The organism is Dyella amyloliquefaciens (assembly GCF_004296575.1).
Lineage (GTDB): Bacteria > Pseudomonadota > Gammaproteobacteria > Xanthomonadales > Rhodanobacteraceae > Dyella > Dyella amyloliquefaciens.
In genome coordinates this window covers 1-19,329 of the sequence record NZ_SAYT01000002.1, presented here as the reverse complement: position 1 = coordinate 19,329, position 19,329 = coordinate 1, and the positions used below count along the sequence as shown (strand labels likewise).

Sequence of the window (19,329 nt, the reverse complement as noted above, 5' to 3'; positions counted from 1 at the left end):
CCTCTGCCTGCTGCCTGGACAGAACCATTATGGCGCGGCCGGCGACGGCCCACCCCACAGGTTATCGGGGCACCATATCTTGCCGTCCTCATACACCACGGATGGCGAGTAGTCCTCGCGCAGATTGATCGGACCATCGAGGTCCACGACGTCGCATAGCTGACCGACCACGAACGAGGGCGCCATAGCCAACGACGAGCCGCCCATGTTGCCGACCATCAACTTGAAACCAAGCTTGCGCGCCTCATCAGCGATGGCCAGCGCCTCGGTGAGACCGCCGCACTTGTCCAGCTTGATGTTGATGACATCGACCCGGCCGACCATCTTGGCGAGATCGCTGCGGTCCAGCACGCTTTCATCGGCCGCAAAACGAATCGGCCGCTCCAATCCGTCGAGCCATGCCTCATTGCCGACCGGGAATGGCTGTTCGACAACATCCACGCGCGCCTCCACAAACGTAGGCAGCAGGTGTGCCAGGGACTCACGAGTGAAGCCTTGGTTGGCATCAACCATCAGCCATACATCCGGGCGCGCCTTGCGCACGGCAAGCACGCGTTCGGCATTGAGGTCGTCGTCGGTAAGCTTCAACTTGATCGCACGCGCGCCCACAAAGTCAGCTGCACGTTGCGCCATGACGCCAGGCTCTTCCGCACCCACGGTGTAAGTCGTGAGTAGCGGCTTCGGTGGCTCCAGGCCGGCCAACTGCCAGACCGGCGTGCCAGTGCACTTTGCCTCAAGGTCCCACAAGGCGCAGTCAAGCACGTTGCGCGCGCCACCGGCGGGCAGCAACTGCTGCAACTCTTCGCGTGTGAGGCCCGCCTCGATGCGTTCGCGCAACGCTTCGATCTCGGCCAACATCGTGACCGGCGTGTCCTTGTGGTAGTACACGCCCTGTGCCTCGGCGCATCCGACGTGACCGTGCTCATCGGTCAACTCGACAATCAGTGCGTCGAACGCTGTAAAGGTATAGCCGGTGATGTGGAACGGCGCCGTGATCGGCCAGCTCTTGAGGCTGGCTTGCAGGCGCAGGCGCCCGCTTGCGTGGGTATTCATGGTGACTCCTGATGATGAATAGTGCGGCGGCGAAATCGCCGCCGCACGAATGGCTTTGTCAGAACCTGACGTTGAAGCTGACCATGCCGAATGCCACGATCAGCCACGCCAGGTAGACGGCAAAGAAGGCCAGCACGGTCTCACCCAGCAGCACCCACCGGCTGCGCTTTGCCATCCAGCAACGTGTCGTGTGGATCACGATCAGCAGCACACCGATCAGTGCCACTACGCCAAGCACCGAGAGCAGGTACATCCACGGCACCGCGGTGCCCTGCAGCAAGAGGTAGGGGTTGCTACCCATGCAGATCAGCAGGATGAGCCAGCCGACCAACGTGCCGAACAGCACCAGCGTAGCCAGCCGTGACCACAGTCGGCTGCGCAGCAACTGCGGCGGAAGCTCAAGTGTGCGCCTGTAGTGGCGGCGAACCAGCCAGCCACCGAACCAGACCAGCAAAGCAAGCAGAGTGACCAGCAGGCCCAGCGCACCCAGCAGCTTGATCGAGCCCAGCGCGTGCAGCCCATTGAGCCGCTGGAAGATCATCACCGGCACTACCGCATCGGTAGCCCAGTAGTCGATATTGCCGTTCGCATCCGCGACGAAATCCAGCTTGTGCGTACCGTTGACTTCCTGGTACTGCAAGGGGCCGATTTCGCGCCAGTGCAGCGGCGTGCCGGCAGCGTTGTTAATGCCGCCCGCGATGATCGTGCCGTCGGGAAGTGCCTGGACCTGGTTCTGGCCCAACGCGTACATCATGCGCATGCCGCTGTCGTTGCGACGACTGGCCAAGTACCAGCCCGCGACCCTGGCTGCATCAGCTTTGGCCGTGGAAGCGGTAGGCAGGTTTTTGGCTGGCGCCGTGGGGTAGTACCTGTCGAGAAAGGCGTCGAACAACGCCGTGCGGATCACGTGGGCGCCACCCGCATTGCCGGCGCTGTTGAACGACATGAAGATGCCGACATTCGAGTCCAGCAACAGATGCAGGTCAGTGTGGAAGTAATCGAGGTCGCCGGCATGACCGATGATGCGCTGACCGTGGCTGTCCTCATGATAGAAGCCCAGCGCGAAGCCGTTGAGGCCGGGTGCCTCGGTGCGCTGCTGGGCGTGCATCGCCACAGCTGTGGCCTGCTGCAAGATACGGTTGTTGCCGTAAAGGCCGTTCTGCAGCTGGGCGATCATGAAATGAGTCATGTCCAGCGCGGTGGCGGTTACCGCACCGGCAGGTGCCGGACTGATGATCTCGAAGGCCTGCTGCTTGCCATCTGACGCGGTCTTGTAGCTCTCGGACATCAAGGGCGCCAACGCCGACGGAAGGGGTTGCCGGAACGTGGAGTGCTGCATGTCCAGCGGGATAAAAATGTGCTGGTCGACGTAATCGTCGAAATCCTGGCCGGACACGCGCTGCACAATGTAGCCAGCCAGCCCGCAACCATAATTGGAATAGGCAACCACCTCGCCCGCCGGGAAGATCCGTTCCGGCAGGTGGGACTTCATGTACTGCTCGAGGTTGACCGGCTTGCCGTCGATCGAGATCAGGTTCTTCGCGGTGTCCTCGAAGCCCGGCGTGTGGGTCATGATGTTGCGCAGGGTGATCGGCTTGCCCTGATAAGGCGGAATCTTGAAGTCAAGGTATTGGTTGACGTCGGCGTCCAGATCCAACTTGCCCTGCTCGACCAGTTGCATCACCGCTGTCCAGGTGAACAACTTCGACGTCGAACCGATCCGGAACGACGTGCGGTCCACCTCGACCGGCGTGCGCTTCTCCAGATCGGCGTATCCGTAACCCTTGGCAAACAGTACCTTGCCGTCCTTCACCACACTGACGACACCGCCGGCGACATCACCGCGCGCGAGCGCAATCGGTACGAAACCATCGAGGAAGGCGGACAGATCCTCATTCGTCAGCTGATGCGTCGAGGCGCCCTGCAAATCAGCGAGAGAACCGGCCGGGACGGGTGTGATCGGCGCAGGCACGGTCACGCCGGAAACGTTGGGGGTTGTGGCGGATTCCGGCATTGGCGCCTGGGCGCCCATGACACCGGTGGCCATCGTGAACATGAACATCGAGAGCAAGCTGGTGACACTCGAGCGCAAGTTCATGCGAATGCGGCGTGTGCCGGTCTCAGCCGCCGGCTGGTGCCCGAAAACAGATAAACGGTGACGTTTTTTTTGCAGATGGTGCGGCATGACATTCTCCCCCGGATGCGCAGGCTCAACCTACCGTACGTTGATATATGCATACCATAAATGTGTCAATGGTATTTTGATATCATCATTGGCCAATAGCGGCCCACGATGGGGCAGCCGGCTCTCATGGACACGCTGCCCACACCACTGGAAAAGCCCAGCCCGGCGCCTGGAACCCTGGATACCTTCTTGAATGGGTGATGGATGCAGCCAGGCCGAATCAGCGAAGAGCCATCCATTTGGCTGATCCATGGTCGTGAACGGGTCACGCGTACAGGGTGCCCACCTGCCCTACCCCCGATAACGCTCCCCATGCAGATCGCCAATGCATACGGTGTGCGATAGCTCGCTGAAAAGTAGAGGGTTTTTTCCCTCCTGACTTGCGCCCCGCGACTCACTAGTCGTCGCGTCAGCAGTGCGCGCGGGGGATATACGCCTGAGTCCATTGCGTCCGCGTCTGCTTTAGCCCTCGTTGCTTCCTGGCTATCGGCCCGAAGTGGCCTGACTCTCGCCCAGCCGAGTCCGAAGCCACTGGATTTGTAGAGACTGAACATCGATCTGGTCTTGCATACAGTTGTGCTGCTGCACCAGGTCAGCACGCAGCGCATGACTATCCTGCAGTTGGCCATCGCGAGTTGCGCGAGCGTGTTCGGCGCGATCCCGGGCGGCCTGAGCTTGTGCCGCACAGGCTTCAGCCACGTGCAGCCAACCTTCCCAGTTTTCGCGCTCGTTCGCCAGCTCGGCCTGAACTGCTTCTGGCGAAGCCCGTGCAGTCACGAACTCGATTGGCGCCCTACTCGCTTGGCCGCATACTCGCGATAATTGCTGATTGATGCTCTAGCCCCGCCAGGAGGGGCGCAATTTATGACGACAATTTCGATTCGAACGCCTGATGATTGGCATGTCCATCTGCGCGATGGTGCGCAGCTGGAGCAGACCGTCGCCGCTACGGCCCACGGCTTCGCGCGGGCTATCGTGATGCCGAATCTGGTTCCTCCCGTTTGTACGGTGGAGGCCGCTCGCGAGTACCGGAACCGAATTCGTGCAGCGATCCAAACGGGAGCTTCGTTTGAGCCTCTAGTGACCTGCTATCTCACGAACGACACCGATCCTGACGAGGTGGCGGCGGGTTACGCGTCAGGTGTCTTCGCCGCATGCAAGCTCTACCCGGCTCACGCCACGACCAATTCAAGCCACGGCGTGACGGACGTTCGGCGAATCCATCCCGTGCTGGCCACCATGGAACGCATCGGGATGCCGCTGCTGATTCACGGCGAAGTGACCGACGCTGCCGTGGATGTGTTCGATCGCGAAGCGATCTTCATTGAGCGCGTACTCTCACACATCGTGCGGGACTTCCCGGGACTTAAAGTGGTGCTGGAACACATCACCACCTCCGAGGCAGCTGACTTTATCCGCGGGTCTCGCGACCAGGTCGCCGCAACCATTACGCCGCACCACCTGATGATCAACCGCAATGCGATGTTTCAAGGCGGACTTCGCCCGCACGCTTACTGCTTGCCAGTGGCCAAGCGCGAAAAGCATCGCCTCGCGCTGCGCCAGGCGGCGACCTCTGGCTCGCCCCGCTTTTTTCTCGGCACGGACTCCGCACCCCATCCGCGCGCAGCGAAGGAATCGGCATGCGGCTGCGCAGGGATCTTCAATGCGCCAGTTGCACTGGAAGCTTATGCACAGGTGTTTGAAGAGGAAGGTGCGCTTGACCGCCTTGAGGCTTTCGCTTCGGAGCATGGGCCCCGTTTCTATGGCCTTCCCCTGAATGAGAGCCGGGTCACGCTGACGCGCAGTCCGTGGAAAGTGCCCGATGTGATCGAAGTCGGAGGACAGGCCGTGGTGCCCTTCCTCGCTGGAGAAACCCTGGGGTGGCGCCTCGACTCGCGTGAAGTCTCACCATGAGAAAAGAGCGCGAGCTTGATTGCTGCATCAGCCGATGAGGTCCCGCCTTCGTTGAATGCGCAGGAGCGCTTTATCGTTCTTGCTCAATTTGGCAGCTGACCGGCGAGTGTCCGCTTTGGGTAAAAAAGCGGACACCACCTGGTCTTCGCGATGACGCTCCTCGATAACCTGCCCTGATCGAAGCGCCGTGCCCTGGCTTCGCTTTCGGCCAAAAGCAATTGCGCCAGAAGCCCGGGCGGGCAGCGGATCCATGCAATCCAAAGTTGATAGAAACCATCACCCCGATACGGCATTCAGAGCGCTAGGATGTTCCAAGCCATTCGGGCGCAAGGAGACGTGGAAATGTTGAAGCTGGCAAGCGGGATCTTTGTTGCGGCCGTGCTGGCGAGCGCCGCCCATGCGCAGACCAATGCAGGCGAACAGAAACCCGATCCCGACCTTCCCTTCACCATGACCAAGGTGGCGAGCCTCGATCTGCCTTGGCGCATCGCGTTCCTGCCCGATGGCCGCATGCTGGTGACCGAAAAGGTTGGCCGCGTCGCCCTGGTGACTCCGCAGGGCGAAAAAACCGAAATCGGCGGCGTCCCGCCCAGCTATTTCGAAGGTCAGGACGGCATGCTGGGCGTCTTCCTCTCGCCTCATTACAGCGCTGACCACAATGTGTATCTCACTTATGTCGCACCAGGTGATTATGGTGGCGGCGTAGTGCTGGGCCGTGGGCGCCTTGTGCTGGATGACAAGCAGCCTCGGCTGGACGGCTTTCAGGTGTTGTGGCGCCAGATGCCCACGGGCAAGGGCGGCCAGCCCGGTGGCCAAATCGCCTTCTCACCAGACGGCAAGTACCTCTTCCTCACGCTAGGCGACCGCCAGCGCTTCACTCCCGCGCAGGATCCCAGCCAGCCCGCAGGAAAAATTTTGCGGCTGACGCTGGACGGTAAACCCGCGCCCGGAAATCCATGGTCAGGCAAGGTCGGAGCCCAAACCATTTCGCTGATTGACCCGGCAACGGATACCGAGAAAGCCAAGACGGCACCTGTGGTCAGCACCTATACGTTCCCCGGCCCCAATCTGACTCCGGCCGAAACCTGGACCACCGGCCACCGCACGCCTTATGGCTTGGCCTTTGCTCCCGACGGTCGACTGTGGGAGCTTGAGCACGGCCCGCGCGGCGGCGACGAACTGAACCTGATCCAGCCCGGCAAGAACTACGGCTGGCCGCTGGTCTCGTATGGCGCCAACTATAACGGTGTGCCCATTCCAAACCCGGATACGCGCCCCGATCTCGCCAAGCCCGTGATCTATTGGGTGCCAGTGATCGCGCCGGGCAATCTCATGTTCTACAAGGGCAGCCTGTTCCCGAAATGGAATGGCAGTGCCTTGCTCGGCGGGCTTGTCAGCGAGGCCATTGTTCGCGTCACGTTTGATGGCAAAGGTGGCGCCACTGCGGTCCAACGCTGGAGTATCGGCAAACGCGTCCGCGACATCGAAGAAGCACCGGACGGTTCGCTCTGGATGCTGGAAGACGCTGAACCCGGTGGCCTGTACCACCTTATGCCGAAGTGATTCGAGGGGCCGGCACTCATTTCAGGGCTGCACCAGCGACTAGCGATGAGCTGAAGCGGTGCGTTGCGCCTCGCGAGCCAGATCAAAGCGCGCCTGCAGCACCAGCCAATAGAGCGGCGAGGTGTCCAGCACGAAAGCAAGCCGCATGGCCTGCCGGGGAGTCATGGGGCGGGCGTCGGTGAGGAACTCCCTGAGGTGGGGCGCCCGGATGCCTGTGCGGCGGGCGAGCTGCTGGTGGTTCATCGTTGCCGGAAGCATGTAGTCGAGCAGCAGCACCTCGCCGGGGGAGCGCAGGCGCAGTGAAGGATCCACGTCCAGATGCGGGGAAAGTTGGATCAGTTCCATGGGTTTCCCTTCCTTGTCAGGCGCGACTGCAGAACAGGCGGGCGCTTGCAGCCGCTCGTGTAGGTGCATGCCTAGTGGCTACGTCGGTGATTGCCGGGGAGCGGCGCATCGCGATGCTTGCCGATGCGCCGCGAAGGCGATCACCAGAGACGTGGCGGGTTCACTCGAGACTCGTGACCGAGCAGGCGCGCGTACTGCTGGAGGCATCGGATAGCGGTTCCCAAACTGGCCGTGACGGCCACGGGAAGCGGCCATTCCAGCGGTCTGCCGGGGAATCCCCGTGCTCGTGCCTTGCGGCACTGCTCGCTGTCATGACGCAATCGTGTGAGTGCGAGCACCGCCAAGGCGATGTCACCGCGCGTGCCCTGACGCAGAGTTTCCGGCCACGTCACACGCGTGCGTGACGAGTCGCCAGTTGAGGGAGTGAGGATGCCGTCAGGGGGAACGGACGGGCGAATGCGTCCCGTATGATCGTGGGTAGCCATGATCAACTTCCAAGTAGTTGGTGATGGTCAGCGGGTCGTGGGTGTTGGTCGCACTCACGGCTCGCGCCTCATGACCTGGTAGTCATGGTCATTCGCGAGGCCCGACAGAAAGACAGCGCGAATGACGGCCTGACCCTAACAAGCAGGGTGGGCATCGTCTGTCAGGGATGGGCGGGATGGGTGTCCGCCTGGCTGAGGATAAGCGTGACGGCGACCGGGCAGCAAAATGTCGGCCCACTGCTCGTCGCAACCCGAGGGGGATCGAAGGCCTGGCGGACGTTTCGTGCCTACATGGCACTCGAATACGCACATCGATCAGGGGCCGTCATGGCCGGTATCCGCTTCTGGCAGGATGCCGGGTGCGCTCCCTGTCCGTGATAGCACGGGCGGATCGCCCTGCCCTTTGGCTACCCGGGTCGAAAGCGAAGATTGGAGTCCCACCAACGCACTGGCACTCAAGCCTCATCGTGACGACACCATGGAAAGTTCGAAGCGCGCCAAGCGATCAGCCACCATCCGCCTTGGCGAATCGGCCTCCAGCCCATCGCAGAGACTAGACTGGCCGCCAGGGGCCGACTGATGCGGCAGGGGTAAACGTCGGCCCGCCATCTGCGCACATCGCGCGCTAAATGACGAGGAGGGGCGATGCTGGTTCTGATTGGCGTGGCGATCGTCGTGATCGGCTTCGCGCTTCGCTTCAATGCGCTTCTGGTGGTGACGGTCGCCGGTCTCGCGACAGGTCTTGCCGGTGGCATGGATCTCGTCGGCATCATCAGCGCAATCGGCAAGGCGTTCACCGAGAACCGCTACATGGGCCTGATCTGGCTGACCCTTCCCGTGATTGCGCTACTCGAACGCAATGGACTCAAGGAACAGGCGCGGCAGATGATCGGCCGGGTACGCGCAGCCACGGCGGGACGCGTGCTGATGCTTTACTTCGTGATTCGCCAGGTCACTGCCGCACTCGGCCTGACCTCGCTCGGCGGCCATGCGCAGATGGTGCGACCACTGATCGCACCGATGGCCGAGGCCGCAGCCGCAAACCGGCACGGCGAGTTGCCGGATGCTGAGCGTCAGCAGATTCGGGCGAATGCATCCGCCGTGGACAACATCGCGGTGTTTTTCGGCGAAGACATTTTCATCGCCATCCAATCGATCCTGCTGATCAAGGGCTTCCTCGAGCAGAACGGCATCATCGTGGAGCCGCTGCAAGTATCGGTGTGGGCCATTCCGACCGCGATCGCGGCACTCCTTATCCACTGCACGCGGCTCTCCCTGTTTGATCGCCGGCTCGCGCGGACCTTCGCTATGCCCGTGAAAAAGGACGCGCGATGATCGGGCTCGAAACGCTTTACACGATTGCGGGCCTGATGTTCGCGGCCTTCGCGGTGTTCAACCTGACCGACCGAACGAATCCGCGGCGCGTCGTGAACTTCGCGTTCTGGATGATCTATGCCGTGACTTTCCTGTTTGGCACGCTGCTGCCACATTTCGTGACGGGCTGCCTCGCGATTGCGCTCGCGGTGATCGCGGGCTCAGGCAAGCTTGGGCGCGGCAAGATTGAGGAGCGCAGCGCTACCGCAGTCGCACGGCGTGAAGCCGGCGCACCGCGCCTGGGCAACCGGCTATTCCTTCCCGCGCTGTTGATTCCTGCGGTTACGCTGACAGGAACACTCGCGTTAAAGCACGCGCCGTTTATCGACACGCATAGCGTGACGCTGATCTCACTGGTTCTCGGCACGCTTGTCGCGTTCGGCGTCGCGCTCGTGATGCTGCGAGACTCGCCGGTACACGGGCTCAGGGAGGCGCGTTACACGATGGATGCTGTCGGCTGGGCCGCGATCCTGCCGCAGATGCTCGCGGCGCTCGGCGCGGTGTTTGCGGTCGCTGGCGTCGGTGGCGTCGTGTCCGGGCTGGTGACGACCTGGATGCCGATCGATTCGCCGATCGCCATCGTTGTCGCGTACACGGTCGGCATGGCGCTGTTTACGATGATCATGGGCAACGCGTTCGCCGCGTTCCCGGTGATGACGGCGGGCATCGGGCTACCTCTCATCGTCCATCAGTTTCACGGCAACCCGGCGATTCTCGGTGCAATCGGCATGTTGAGCGGCTTCTGCGGCACCCTGATGACGCCGATGGCCGCGAACTTCAACATCGTGCCCGCCGCATTGCTCGAGCTGAAGGACAAGAACGGCGTGATCAAGGCGCAATGGCCGACGGCGACCCTCCTCCTTGTCGTCAACACGGTGCTGATGGCCGTGCTTGTGTTCCGATTCTGAAACATGCTTTCCATAAGCGAGATGCCAATGAACACCGTACTCACGCCCGCGATAGCTTCGAAATTCGCATCGCTCGCACTTGCGCATCTCACGCGCGAGTATCCCAACAGCCTCGCCCACGTGCTCGCCGGGCCGCAGGACATCGCGGGGCCTCGTGCGCTGCATCCGATCTTCTACGGAAGCTACGATTGGCATTCTTGCGTGCACGGCTACTGGCTCATACTGCATCTGCTCGAACGTTTTCCCGGCCTGCCGGAAGCGGCGCAAGTGGTAGCCGTCGTCGACGCGCATTTCACCGATGCGAATGTCCAGGGCGAGCGCGCCTACCTTGACTACCCGCACAACCGCGGATTCGAGCGGCCGTACGGTTGGGCGTGGATTCTGGCGCTGTCCGCGCAGCTCGATCGGATCGCGGCGGGCAACGTGCTACCGCAGGCATCGCGCTGGAGAACGACATTTTCTCCACTGACCGATGCAATCGTGGATCGCTTCGAGGCATTCCTGCCGAAGGCGACTTATCCGCTGCGCGTCGGGACGCATTACAACACGGCGTTCGCACTCGCGCTCGCGTACGATTTTGCTCGAGTCACACGACGTGAGTCGTTGGCGTCGCTCATCGTGGAGACTGCAACACGCTGGTACGCGAACGATGCCGCGTGCCAGGCATGGGAGCCTTCAGGTGACGAGTTCCTGTCGCCGTCGCTGATGGAGGCGGAATTGATGCGGCGTGTGCTGGCGCCGGATGCGTTCGGCGATTGGTTCACACGGTTCCTGCCCGACCTCTCGCAGGGCGAGCCCGCGACCCTGTTCACGCCGGCAACGGTCAGCGACCGCAGCGACGGCAAGATCACGCATCTCGACGGACTGAACCTCAGTCGCGCATGGTGCATGCGTGCAATCGCCCGCGCGTTGCCTGAGGGTGACATGCGCCGCAAGCGACTCATCGATGCAGCGGAGCAACACGTCGACAGCGCGCTCCCTCATGTCGCGGGCGACTACCTGGGCGAGCACTGGCTCGCAACGTTCGCAACGCTGGCGCTGGAGGCGTAATGGGCTGCACACAGTAACGGGCTGAGGTTCAGTTCGTTCCGTGCACACGCTCCGCAACCACACGCATGACTGATGCGGCTTGGCTCTGCGCCACGTGGAGTCTCATTCCGTGATACTGGCGATGAAGCTCACGTGACTAAGTCGGACATCGTCACTGGTCGTGCACGCGATTCATCTTGGCGCAAGGAATCCAGAGGCACACTCGCTGGGCAGTGTTTTCTGCCTCGTGCCTCGTACGGAGATAAACCCATGCGCACCCCTGCCCTGCTTCTGGCCGCTTCCCTCGGGCTTGTCCTGACGTCCCACGCAGTTGCTTCCGACCGACCCGACCCAGGCAAATTGACTAATCGCTGCCTCGATGCCGCGGCGAAAAAATTCGACGTGAAGAACGACTATATCCAGCTGCAGCCGATTCAAGCCGCTGATGCCGGGTATTCGATCACCGGTACCGCCGACGCGGGCATGGACGGCAAGAAGAATTTCAGCTGCCAGTTCGACAAGAAGGGCAAGTTGGCCAACCTCGTTCCCGAGGGCAAGTAAGTAGTGCCGATGGGGCCGCGCCCAAGGCGCGGTCACCCAACCGCCCAAAGTTCGTGATCACCGATCTGCACCCCAGATCACCCGTCCGCCGCGGATAGTGTCTCGCACACGAGCGAAGGCTGTTGGATCCTTGGACGGATCGCCATCGAGCAGCACCAGATCAGCCTCCATGCCCGGCGCGATGCGTCCCTTATGCGCGGCATAGCCGAAGCGGGAAGCTGGCGTGGTGGTCAACGAGGCCAATATCTGGCGCCAGTCGAGAGCGCCCGACATCAGGCGATATTCCTCGGTGGTGTCGTAGGCGTCGGTATAACCGACGTCGGTGCCAAACAGGATCTCTCCGCCGGCCGCCGAAAAATCCTTCACCTCCGACGTAATCAATTTGATCGTCTGCGCCGTGACCTCCGGCTTCTGGTGAATTTTGTGCGCCTCCCATTCGAATAGCGTCATGGTGGGAGTCAGGGCCATGTTGTGGGCGCGCATGCGCGCGATAAGTTCGGGCGTCCAGCCGTAAGGATCGTGGCTGCCGTCTTCGGTCGCGGTGGTGTGCGCCAGGACGTCCACGCCGGAGTCGATCGCCACGTTGATGCCGGCATAGTTGGAAGGATGCGCGAAAGCAGGTTTGCCACGTTTATGCGCTTCGGCCACTACCGCCTTGGCAATGTCGAGGCGCATGGGCAGCACGCCGATGTCGCCGCCCACGATGGCGCCAGCGAATATCTTCACGGCGTCCGTGCCGCGGTCGAGTTGTCGAACCGCGCGATCGGCAGCCTCTTTCGGCGTCGAGACTTCTTCGTTGGCCCAGCCGTGATCTGCCAGGTATTGCCGCACATAGATCGGCGTACCGCCTTCGGGAAAGAAGGGATCGCCACACGTGAGAATCATGGGCCCGTCGATATCGCCGGACGCAATACGCTTACGCAACGCCAACGTGTTTTCGGTTGAGGACCCCAGATCGAAGACCGTGGTGAAGCCCCAGTGCGTCAGCATCGCCTGGATGCCCTCTTCGAGGGTCGCCGCCTTGGAGGCCTTCGCGCCCATAAGGTCGGAAGGCATGATGTGAACGTGGCTGTTCCAGAAGCCGGCAGTGAGAACAGCGCCATGCGCATCAATCACGCGAGCAGTCTTGGGAACGGACACCTCTGCGCGAGTGCCGACCTTGATGATCTTGCCGTCCTGCACGAGGACCACGCCGTCGCTTATCAGGGGAGCATTGGGCGACGGATAGATTTCGGCATTCACGATAGCAAGCGGCTTGGCAACAGCCTCCCCCGACATGGCGAGGGTGGCGGCCATTATCGCGGCGGTGACTTTGGCGATGGCACTCATCGAGCTCTCCTTGCAGAAAAGGATTGAAGGCAATGAAGAAGCTGGGCGCGAAATAGCGTCCGGAACTGCTTGTCGCTGGAAAAGCGGTTGGCGCGATGCATGGAGACCAACCCCTGCGCCATGCCTGCGAGCGCCAACGCAACATCCACCGCCGGCGTGTCGCCAAGTCGTCCGTCCGCTTTGGCCTGATCGATTCTGATCATGATCATCGCGATGACTGGGGAACGGCCCGCCACGAAGTCATCGGGATAGCGCCGCGCCTCGGGCGCGGGAAGGAAGAAGGCGGCGTCGAATCTGTGCGGTTGCTTGAGTGCGAACTTGAGGAAGGCCTCGATCACGGCCTCCAGCCACTCCATCGGATCGTCGGCCCGGATGGCGCGGACGATCTTCTCCCAAGCGGCAAGCCCGTCGTCCATCAGCGCGTTCAGGAGGGCATCCTTATCCGCGAAGTGCCGATACATCGCCATGGGTGAGACACCGGCGCGTGTGGCGACCTTGCGCACCGAAAGCCCTCCCAATCCCTCGTGATCGAGAATGGCCCTTGCTGCATCAAAGATGCGATCTTTGCTCATGTATACAACGTACGCCTCTTAGCGTACGCCGTATACATGCCTTTCGGCATCCGCGATGTGTTGTCCCCAGAAGGCCAGGCGCGAGGCATGTCATGCTGGCTCAGGTCACGGATTCATGCCGCCCAGGATGGCTCGGCCATCGCTGGCAAATAGCATGGACTACGCACCGCCCTCAGTGGCGGAGGCGCTTTAAGGTCGATGATTTAAGCCCTGCCCCGGGGCAACGTTGATCCAAGGAGATGTTGCGCCTTCCAATGAATGACGCGAGCGACTTCGGCACCCGTCACTCATTCGGCGGTGGCGTCAGTGCGTGTCTGGCCCGGGATTGCCGAACCATCGCGACGCCGCCCGAGTCGCTTCCTCAGGGTCAAAGCTTCCCTCCCCGGCCCAGGCGACAACGCCATCGGGGCGCACGAGTACGGCGTCCAGGCCGAGGCTATCCTCGGCGTCGCCCGCAACATAGGTGATCCGGTCGCTCCAGCGGCTCGCAAGCTTTCGGTAGGGAGCGTGGGTGCCGAAATCCAGCCACAGACCACTTCCCCGGTTGAGCAGTCCGCCGACCCTTCCGACAGCGGGCAGCAGGAAATCCGGAACACTGCGCCCCACCAGTGGATGATCCGCGCCGAGATCGTAGCGAAGCGAAACACCCCACACGCGCTCGGCGAAGTAGGTCGCACCATCGCGTGTATCGACGAGTTGGCGAATGATGGCTCCGAGCGCGCGCGAACTGGCGCTTGGACGCATAAGGGCAACCTGGGCGCGCGACCAGTCGAGAACCTGCTTGCCCACCGGCTGCCGTTCGTCCGGATAACTGTCGAGCAGGTCGGCCGGTGCATCCCCGCGAATCGTGGCGGCGAGCTTCCATCCGAGATTCATCGCGTCGCCGACCCCAAGATTGAGCCCATGTCCGCCTAGGGGAGAATGAATGTGCGCGGCATCGCCAGCGAGCAGGATCCTCCCTCTGCGATAGGCGGCTGCCTGGCTGGCACGGTCGGTCCACGTGGTAGCGAGCCGCAAGGCGGTCAATGTCACGTCCCTTTGGGAGACGCGACGCAACACCGCCTGTACATGATCGAGCGTGATCGGCTGGACGCGGTGGAAGGCGCCACCATCGAAATCGACCATGGCAATGGTTCCGGGCCGCGCGTAGGTGTACATGCCTGTCGGCGTGTATGTGCGGCCCGGCTGAAGTGCGTCCGGGTCTTCCATCTCCACCTGGACCGAATAGCCGGTGAACTCCGGATCGGTGCCGGTAAATTCGAAACCACCCGCCTTGCGCACGGTGCTGCGGCCGCCATCGCATCCGACAAGCCAGCGGCCGCGAAAGATCTCGCCCTCGGTGCGGACGATCACCTCATCATCCGTTTGCTCGAAACCCAACACTGGAGAGCCGCGTCGAATTTCAACGCCCATGGCGATGGCCCGCTCCGCGAGTACCGCTTCCAGGGATTCCATTTCCACCATCAGGCTGGTGCCCGCAGGGCTCGGCAGTCGATAGGGCCAGCGTGAGCTGTCGATCTGGTCATGGAAGAACGGGATGCCGGCAAAGTGGCCGGCCGGGCGCCGTGTCTCCTGCATCCAGTGAGCTGCCGCCCGACTGGCTCCGGAAACTTCATTCGCTTTCTGAGCTTCTTTAACGGCGTCCAGCAGTCCGCGGCGATAGAACGCTTCCAGCGTGGGAGCCGAAAGGCCGCGCATGCCAAAGGGGAGCCGTTTCAGGGGCGAACTTGGATCCTCGGCTTGCTCCAGCACCACCACCGACAGGCGGAAGAGCGCGAGCTCACAGGCGAGAAACAGGCCGACGGGACCGGCGCCGGCAATGACAACGTCATGGGATGTTGGATGGTGGCTGTGCATGAGTGACTCCTGTGTCGATACGATGTTCGACCGGAGCGTTCCTCGAATTCGAGAACCCTGCGGACGAATGATGGGACGCAGGTGGCGTCCGATATTCGTCGCGGGGATCTCAAGCACGAAGCCAAAGACCAGAGCTTTCGTTACCGAAAGGACTTGGGCTTACCAGACCAAGTCTGCCTTTTCCGACTGGGGTACCTTAACACGACCATCGGGATCGGGCATTCGCGCCCTCAGATTTGGGGCGTCGCTATTGCTGTCTCATGCAATGGTGTCGACTTCCTGGCCTCCAAAAGCCGTCTCGGCAGGCACGGGTCGCGGCCCTTTCAATCAACCAAGGACCACTCTCCTCTGCGTTGCCAGGCCGCACGGGAAACCAGCGTGCCCGCCACTGAGCTGAGACGCGAACAGCCGTCGTCAGCTCGTGGCGAATGGTCTTGTTGCTTTAAAGGGACCACCCCTCGCGATACTCACGACGCAGAAACGCGTTGGCATCCGCCAGGTTGGTGATGCGCATGTTTTCCGCGTCGTACTCGATCCTGCCGCCCGCGCGAAGGGACACGATGCCCAGCAACATGACCTCCGTGAGCCGTGCAGCGTACGAGAACGGCGACGACGCTTCCGCCTTCCCCTTGCAGGCGTCTACCCAGTTCATCTCATGCGAGGTCTTGATGCGCGCGAACGTTTGGGGAGGCGTGCCCACCGAGTCATGCAACGACTGCGGCAGCAGGCGCGGATTTGCGCCGTAGGTCTCGTGGATCAGCTTGCCCTTGTCCCCAACGTAGAGGACACCGCCATCCTTGCTCATCTGCCCGGCGCCCAGCGCTTCCAGCCCCGGCGGCAGCAACGCGCCGTCATACCAGGTGAGCTTCACTGGCGGCTTGCTGCCGCGCGCAGGGAAGTCAAAATACGTCATCGTCGCCATGGGATACGACGTCTTGTCGAATGGCGTCGAGACGGTCTCCACCGATGTCGGGAAACCCAGGTCCAGCGACCAGAACGAGGAATCGATCAGGTGCGCGCCCATATCGCCGATGGCACCGACGCCCCAATCCACCCAGCCGCGCCAGTTGAACGGGTGATACACCGGGTGGTAGTCGACGACGGGACCGGGACCAAGGAACAGATCCCACGCCAGCCCTTCCGGCTTCGGATAGTTGCCGACCATGGCATTGGCGAGCCGATCCATCACCGCGCCTTCGTTCCAGTTCGCGGCGTCTGGCTGCGGCCTGGCCTGCGGGCGTGGAATGCCCTGCGGCCAGTAGGCAAGTGGGCGATTCGTCCAGGCGTGGACCTCGCGAACCTCGCCGATCGCCCCGGACGCGATGTATTCGTTGATCAAGCGGGCATCGTCGGAAGAGTGTCCCTGGTTGCCCATCTGCGTGACGAGCTTGGGATTGTCCTTAGCCTTCCTGGACAGTTCGCGAGCTTCGTAAATCGACCAGGTGAGTGGCTTCTGCAGATACACGTGCTTGCCATGGCTCATCGCCGCACTGGCGATTACCGCATGCAGGTGATCCGGCGTCGCAATGACCACCGCATCGATGTCCTTCTGCTGCTCGAGCATCCGGCGGTAGTCGGTATAGCGCTTGATCGAATTGAACTTGCTGGCAAGCAGCCTTGACTGGTCGATCTCGCCCTGCAGCCTCAGGCGGTCTTTAGCCGTCTGGGCCTTGTCAAGGCGCGCCTGCACTTTCGGCAGGCCATCGACCATCCCGCGGAAGGACTTGTCCGTATAACCCCAGTCCACATCGCACAGGGCAACGATGTTCTCGCCAGCCAGGGCACGCATGTTGTGCATGCCCATACCTCCGACACCGATGCCGGCAATGTTCAGTCGATCGCTGGGTGCCGTATAGCCGGTCCCGCCCAGCACGTGGCGAGGCACAATCATCAGCCCGGCTGCGGCAATGGCCGTGCCCGTAAGGAATTCGCGGCGCGAGAGCTTGACGATCGCCTCCGTACTTCCCGGAGTTCCTCCGGCCTGGCAGTCCTGCTTCTCTTTCGTGATCTTCGACTCGTCCGTCATAGGTACTGCCACCCCCGGTTGGATATCGATCTTCGATGAGCATGCATTCTTGCCTCAACGAGATCAGGGGATCAAGGTGACTCGTTCGCAACATCGCGCGCAATGAGGGCACGCAGGAAAGTCGCTGACTCATATTAGTCGCCGCTAATCACAGCTGGCGGCCGCGCCGCATTCGTGTATGCAGCCGTGTTCGCTGCAGATCGGAAGCAAACCTGTCCGAGCCTCGATGACTTGACGTCAGTGCCCTGCCCCCTGGTCTCCGAGGAGTGAGCAACGTGGACTTCGCCAACGTCCGCGCCGGGTTTGAAGCGGACCTTTTAGTCCAGATAGGTCCAACTATCTGCACCATCAAAGCGACGCACCTTCAACCCGGCAATCAGCGAGATGTCGAAGTTGCGCATATTGATTCCCACCTTCGACCTGCCTTGCGCGGCGATAGGTTCCCAATGCGTTACGCACCCGCAGATTGCACAATGCATGGTGCGGATTGTTCGTGATCCCCAGATGTAGGTACGTAACGACTCCAACTGCCCGGAAATCGTTACGGCCTCCGGCTCAAGTAACGCCCAAAGCGCTCCGTATCTCCGGCAGATTGAACAATTACAGTCGATTGCATGATCCGGGCCGGCTGAAAGCTCCAGGCGAATCGCACCACAGTGGCAACTTCCCTTCATCATGCGCCCGCCCTTTATCAAGTCACGCCGCTTAGCATCTCATGGGCGACGCCGGCCATGGGTCGAATGCGACCACTCGGAATTGCTGCATAGGCAGCGGCAAGATCTAGGGATTAACGCACTGCGCGCAAACTCGGGCAACGATCAGTTACCTGAGAAACTATCGATTTGGCCAGGCATTGACCCAAACGGCCATATGGAAGTCCATTTCACAAATCCTATACCCAAGCAAGGCAACCCTTCGAGGGTTGCGCATGCCGCCCGCAGCAACGCCAACGGTTGCACTTCCCATCCATCCAGATAGAAGGGCAGAAAAAATGAACCAGAAGGCCGACTCGAGTACGGGCAGTGGGTATGTGACGGTGAGTGATGGAACTCAAATCTATTACAAGGATTGGGGAGCCGGCCAACCTCTATTCTTCCATCACGGATGGCCTTTGAGCGCCGACGACTGGGACGCTCAGATGATGTTCTTTTTGAAGGAAGGTTTCCGCGTGGTTGCCCATGACCGTCGCGGGCACGGACGTTCAACTCAGACATCGAACGGTCATGACATGGATACCTACGCGGACGACGCCTTCGCCGTGTCGGAGCACCTAGGCCTGAAGGATGCGGTCCACATTGGCCATTCCACTGGTGGCGGCGAAGTGGCTCGTTACGTTTCTCGCCACCCAAAGGGAGTCAAAAAAGCAGTACTCATCAGTGCAATACCGCCGGTTTTCAGGAAGACCGAAAAGAATCCCAATGGCGTGCCGCAAGATGTGGTGGACAGCATTCGTGACGGAACTGCGAAACACCGTTCTCAGTTCTACAAGGACATCACCATTCCGTTTTATGGCTACAACCGACCGGGCGCACAAGTCGACGAAGGTGTACGCGAGAATTGGTGGCGCCAAGGCATGATGGGGAGCGCCGTAGCGCACACCGAGTGCGTTCGCGTTCTGTCGGAGACCGAGTTCTATGACGACCTGGCCGCCATCGATATCCCCGTGCTTGTCATGCATGGCGAGGACGATCAAATCTGCCCATTTCCGACGACGGGCGCCGTCTCGTGGAAGCTGCTCAAGCACGGAAGGCTGAAGTCATACCCCGGCCTGCCTCATGGCATGCCAACAACTCACGCTGACCAAATCAACGCGGACCTATTGGCGTTCATCAGGGAAGCGTAATCGCCCTTTCTTCTCTCGCGGTGCTCACGTTTGACTGTGGCAGGGAGATTTCAGCTTCCCTGCCACAGACTTCCTGAGCTTCCGCGGCCACGGAATCACGGAGCTCCGAATGATCTATCTCGGCTATCCAGCGTTCACCGTGGAAGGTCCGCCATGGGTCGAAAGCAATGGGATGGACTCCTCCCCACCCTCGGCATCTAAGAGTGCCAGACTGGAGTTGCGAGACAACCAGTCACAGTGAGGAGGAGTCCACTCATGAAGCTTACGCGCATTGGGATCGACATC

The 19,329-nt window shown here is 61.4% G+C and carries 15 protein-coding genes; 7 read left to right on the top strand and 8 right to left on the bottom strand.

Features of this window, described 5'->3' with window-relative positions; genetic code table 11:
- Positions 1-27 precede the first annotated feature (27 nt).
- Positions 28-1,053 (bottom strand): dipeptide epimerase, encoded by a 1,026-nt coding sequence (locus tag EPB08_RS04700; RefSeq protein ID WP_130617933.1) that lies wholly within the window; start codon positions 1,051-1,053, stop codon positions 28-30.
- A gap of 58 nt (positions 1,054-1,111) precedes the next feature.
- Entirely contained in the window at positions 1,112-3,151 is a 2,040-nt protein-coding gene (locus EPB08_RS04695) for a serine hydrolase domain-containing protein (RefSeq protein WP_229238229.1), read from the bottom strand.
- A gap of 951 nt (positions 3,152-4,102) precedes the next feature.
- Here EPB08_RS04695 and pyrC point away from each other — a divergent pair.
- Both pyrC and EPB08_RS04685 read left to right on the top strand, forming a co-directional pair.
- A complete protein-coding gene (gene pyrC, locus EPB08_RS04690; RefSeq protein ID WP_130617932.1) occupies positions 4,103-5,152 on the top strand; it encodes a dihydroorotase in 1,050 nt (349 codons plus the stop codon).
- A gap of 342 nt (positions 5,153-5,494) precedes the next feature.
- A complete protein-coding gene (locus tag EPB08_RS04685) occupies positions 5,495-6,715 on the top strand; it encodes a PQQ-dependent sugar dehydrogenase (RefSeq protein WP_130617931.1) in 1,221 nt (406 codons plus the stop codon).
- A 39-nt stretch (positions 6,716-6,754) separates the two neighbouring features.
- On the opposite strand, the gene EPB08_RS04680 is transcribed toward EPB08_RS04685, so the two are convergent.
- Positions 6,755-7,060 (bottom strand): HigA family addiction module antitoxin, encoded by a 306-nt coding sequence (locus EPB08_RS04680; protein WP_165418398.1) that lies wholly within the window; start codon positions 7,058-7,060, stop codon positions 6,755-6,757.
- Between the two features lie 1,130 nt (positions 7,061-8,190).
- Here EPB08_RS04680 and EPB08_RS04675 point away from each other — a divergent pair.
- The 4 genes from EPB08_RS04675 to EPB08_RS04660 all read left to right on the top strand — a co-directional run bounded on the left by EPB08_RS04675 (position 8,191) and on the right by EPB08_RS04660 (position 11,417).
- Complete coding sequence (locus EPB08_RS04675) at positions 8,191-8,880, top strand: DUF969 domain-containing protein (protein WP_130617929.1); 690 nt, start codon at positions 8,191-8,193, stop codon at positions 8,878-8,880.
- Positions 8,877-9,827, top strand: a complete 951-nt coding sequence (locus tag EPB08_RS04670) for a DUF979 domain-containing protein (RefSeq protein ID WP_130617928.1) — start codon at positions 8,877-8,879, stop codon at positions 9,825-9,827. The genes EPB08_RS04675 and EPB08_RS04670 overlap by 4 nt, the downstream gene beginning before the upstream one ends.
- A gap of 3 nt (positions 9,828-9,830) precedes the next feature.
- A complete protein-coding gene (locus EPB08_RS04665; protein WP_324615152.1) occupies positions 9,831-10,877 on the top strand; it encodes a DUF2891 domain-containing protein in 1,047 nt (348 codons plus the stop codon).
- A 249-nt stretch (positions 10,878-11,126) separates the two neighbouring features.
- Positions 11,127-11,417 (top strand): hypothetical protein, encoded by a 291-nt coding sequence (locus EPB08_RS04660; RefSeq protein ID WP_130617926.1) that lies wholly within the window; start codon positions 11,127-11,129, stop codon positions 11,415-11,417.
- Positions 11,418-11,474: 57 nt separating this feature from the next.
- On the opposite strand, the gene EPB08_RS04655 is transcribed toward EPB08_RS04660, so the two are convergent.
- The 5 genes from EPB08_RS04655 to EPB08_RS21445 form a co-directional block, all read right to left on the bottom strand.
- Positions 11,475-12,746, bottom strand: a complete 1,272-nt coding sequence (locus EPB08_RS04655; RefSeq protein ID WP_130617925.1) for an amidohydrolase family protein — start codon at positions 12,744-12,746, stop codon at positions 11,475-11,477.
- Entirely contained in the window at positions 12,743-13,318 is a 576-nt protein-coding gene (locus tag EPB08_RS04650) for a TetR/AcrR family transcriptional regulator (protein ID WP_130617924.1), read from the bottom strand. The genes EPB08_RS04655 and EPB08_RS04650 overlap by 4 nt, the downstream gene beginning before the upstream one ends.
- A 303-nt stretch (positions 13,319-13,621) precedes the next feature.
- Complete coding sequence (locus EPB08_RS04645; RefSeq protein WP_130617923.1) at positions 13,622-15,175, bottom strand: FAD-dependent monooxygenase; 1,554 nt, start codon at positions 15,173-15,175, stop codon at positions 13,622-13,624.
- 442 nt (positions 15,176-15,617) lie between these two features.
- Complete coding sequence (locus EPB08_RS20995; protein WP_165418397.1) at positions 15,618-17,201, bottom strand: Gfo/Idh/MocA family protein; 1,584 nt, start codon at positions 17,199-17,201, stop codon at positions 15,618-15,620.
- Between the two features lie 317 nt (positions 17,202-17,518).
- Complete coding sequence (locus tag EPB08_RS21445; protein ID WP_486598945.1) at positions 17,519-17,875, bottom strand: GFA family protein; 357 nt, start codon at positions 17,873-17,875, stop codon at positions 17,519-17,521.
- Between the two features lie 317 nt (positions 17,876-18,192).
- Here EPB08_RS21445 and EPB08_RS04630 point away from each other — a divergent pair, with 317 nt between their 5' ends.
- Positions 18,193-19,044, top strand: a complete 852-nt coding sequence (locus EPB08_RS04630) for an alpha/beta fold hydrolase (protein WP_205746281.1) — start codon at positions 18,193-18,195, stop codon at positions 19,042-19,044.
- The last annotated feature ends 285 nt before the right edge of the window (positions 19,045-19,329 follow it).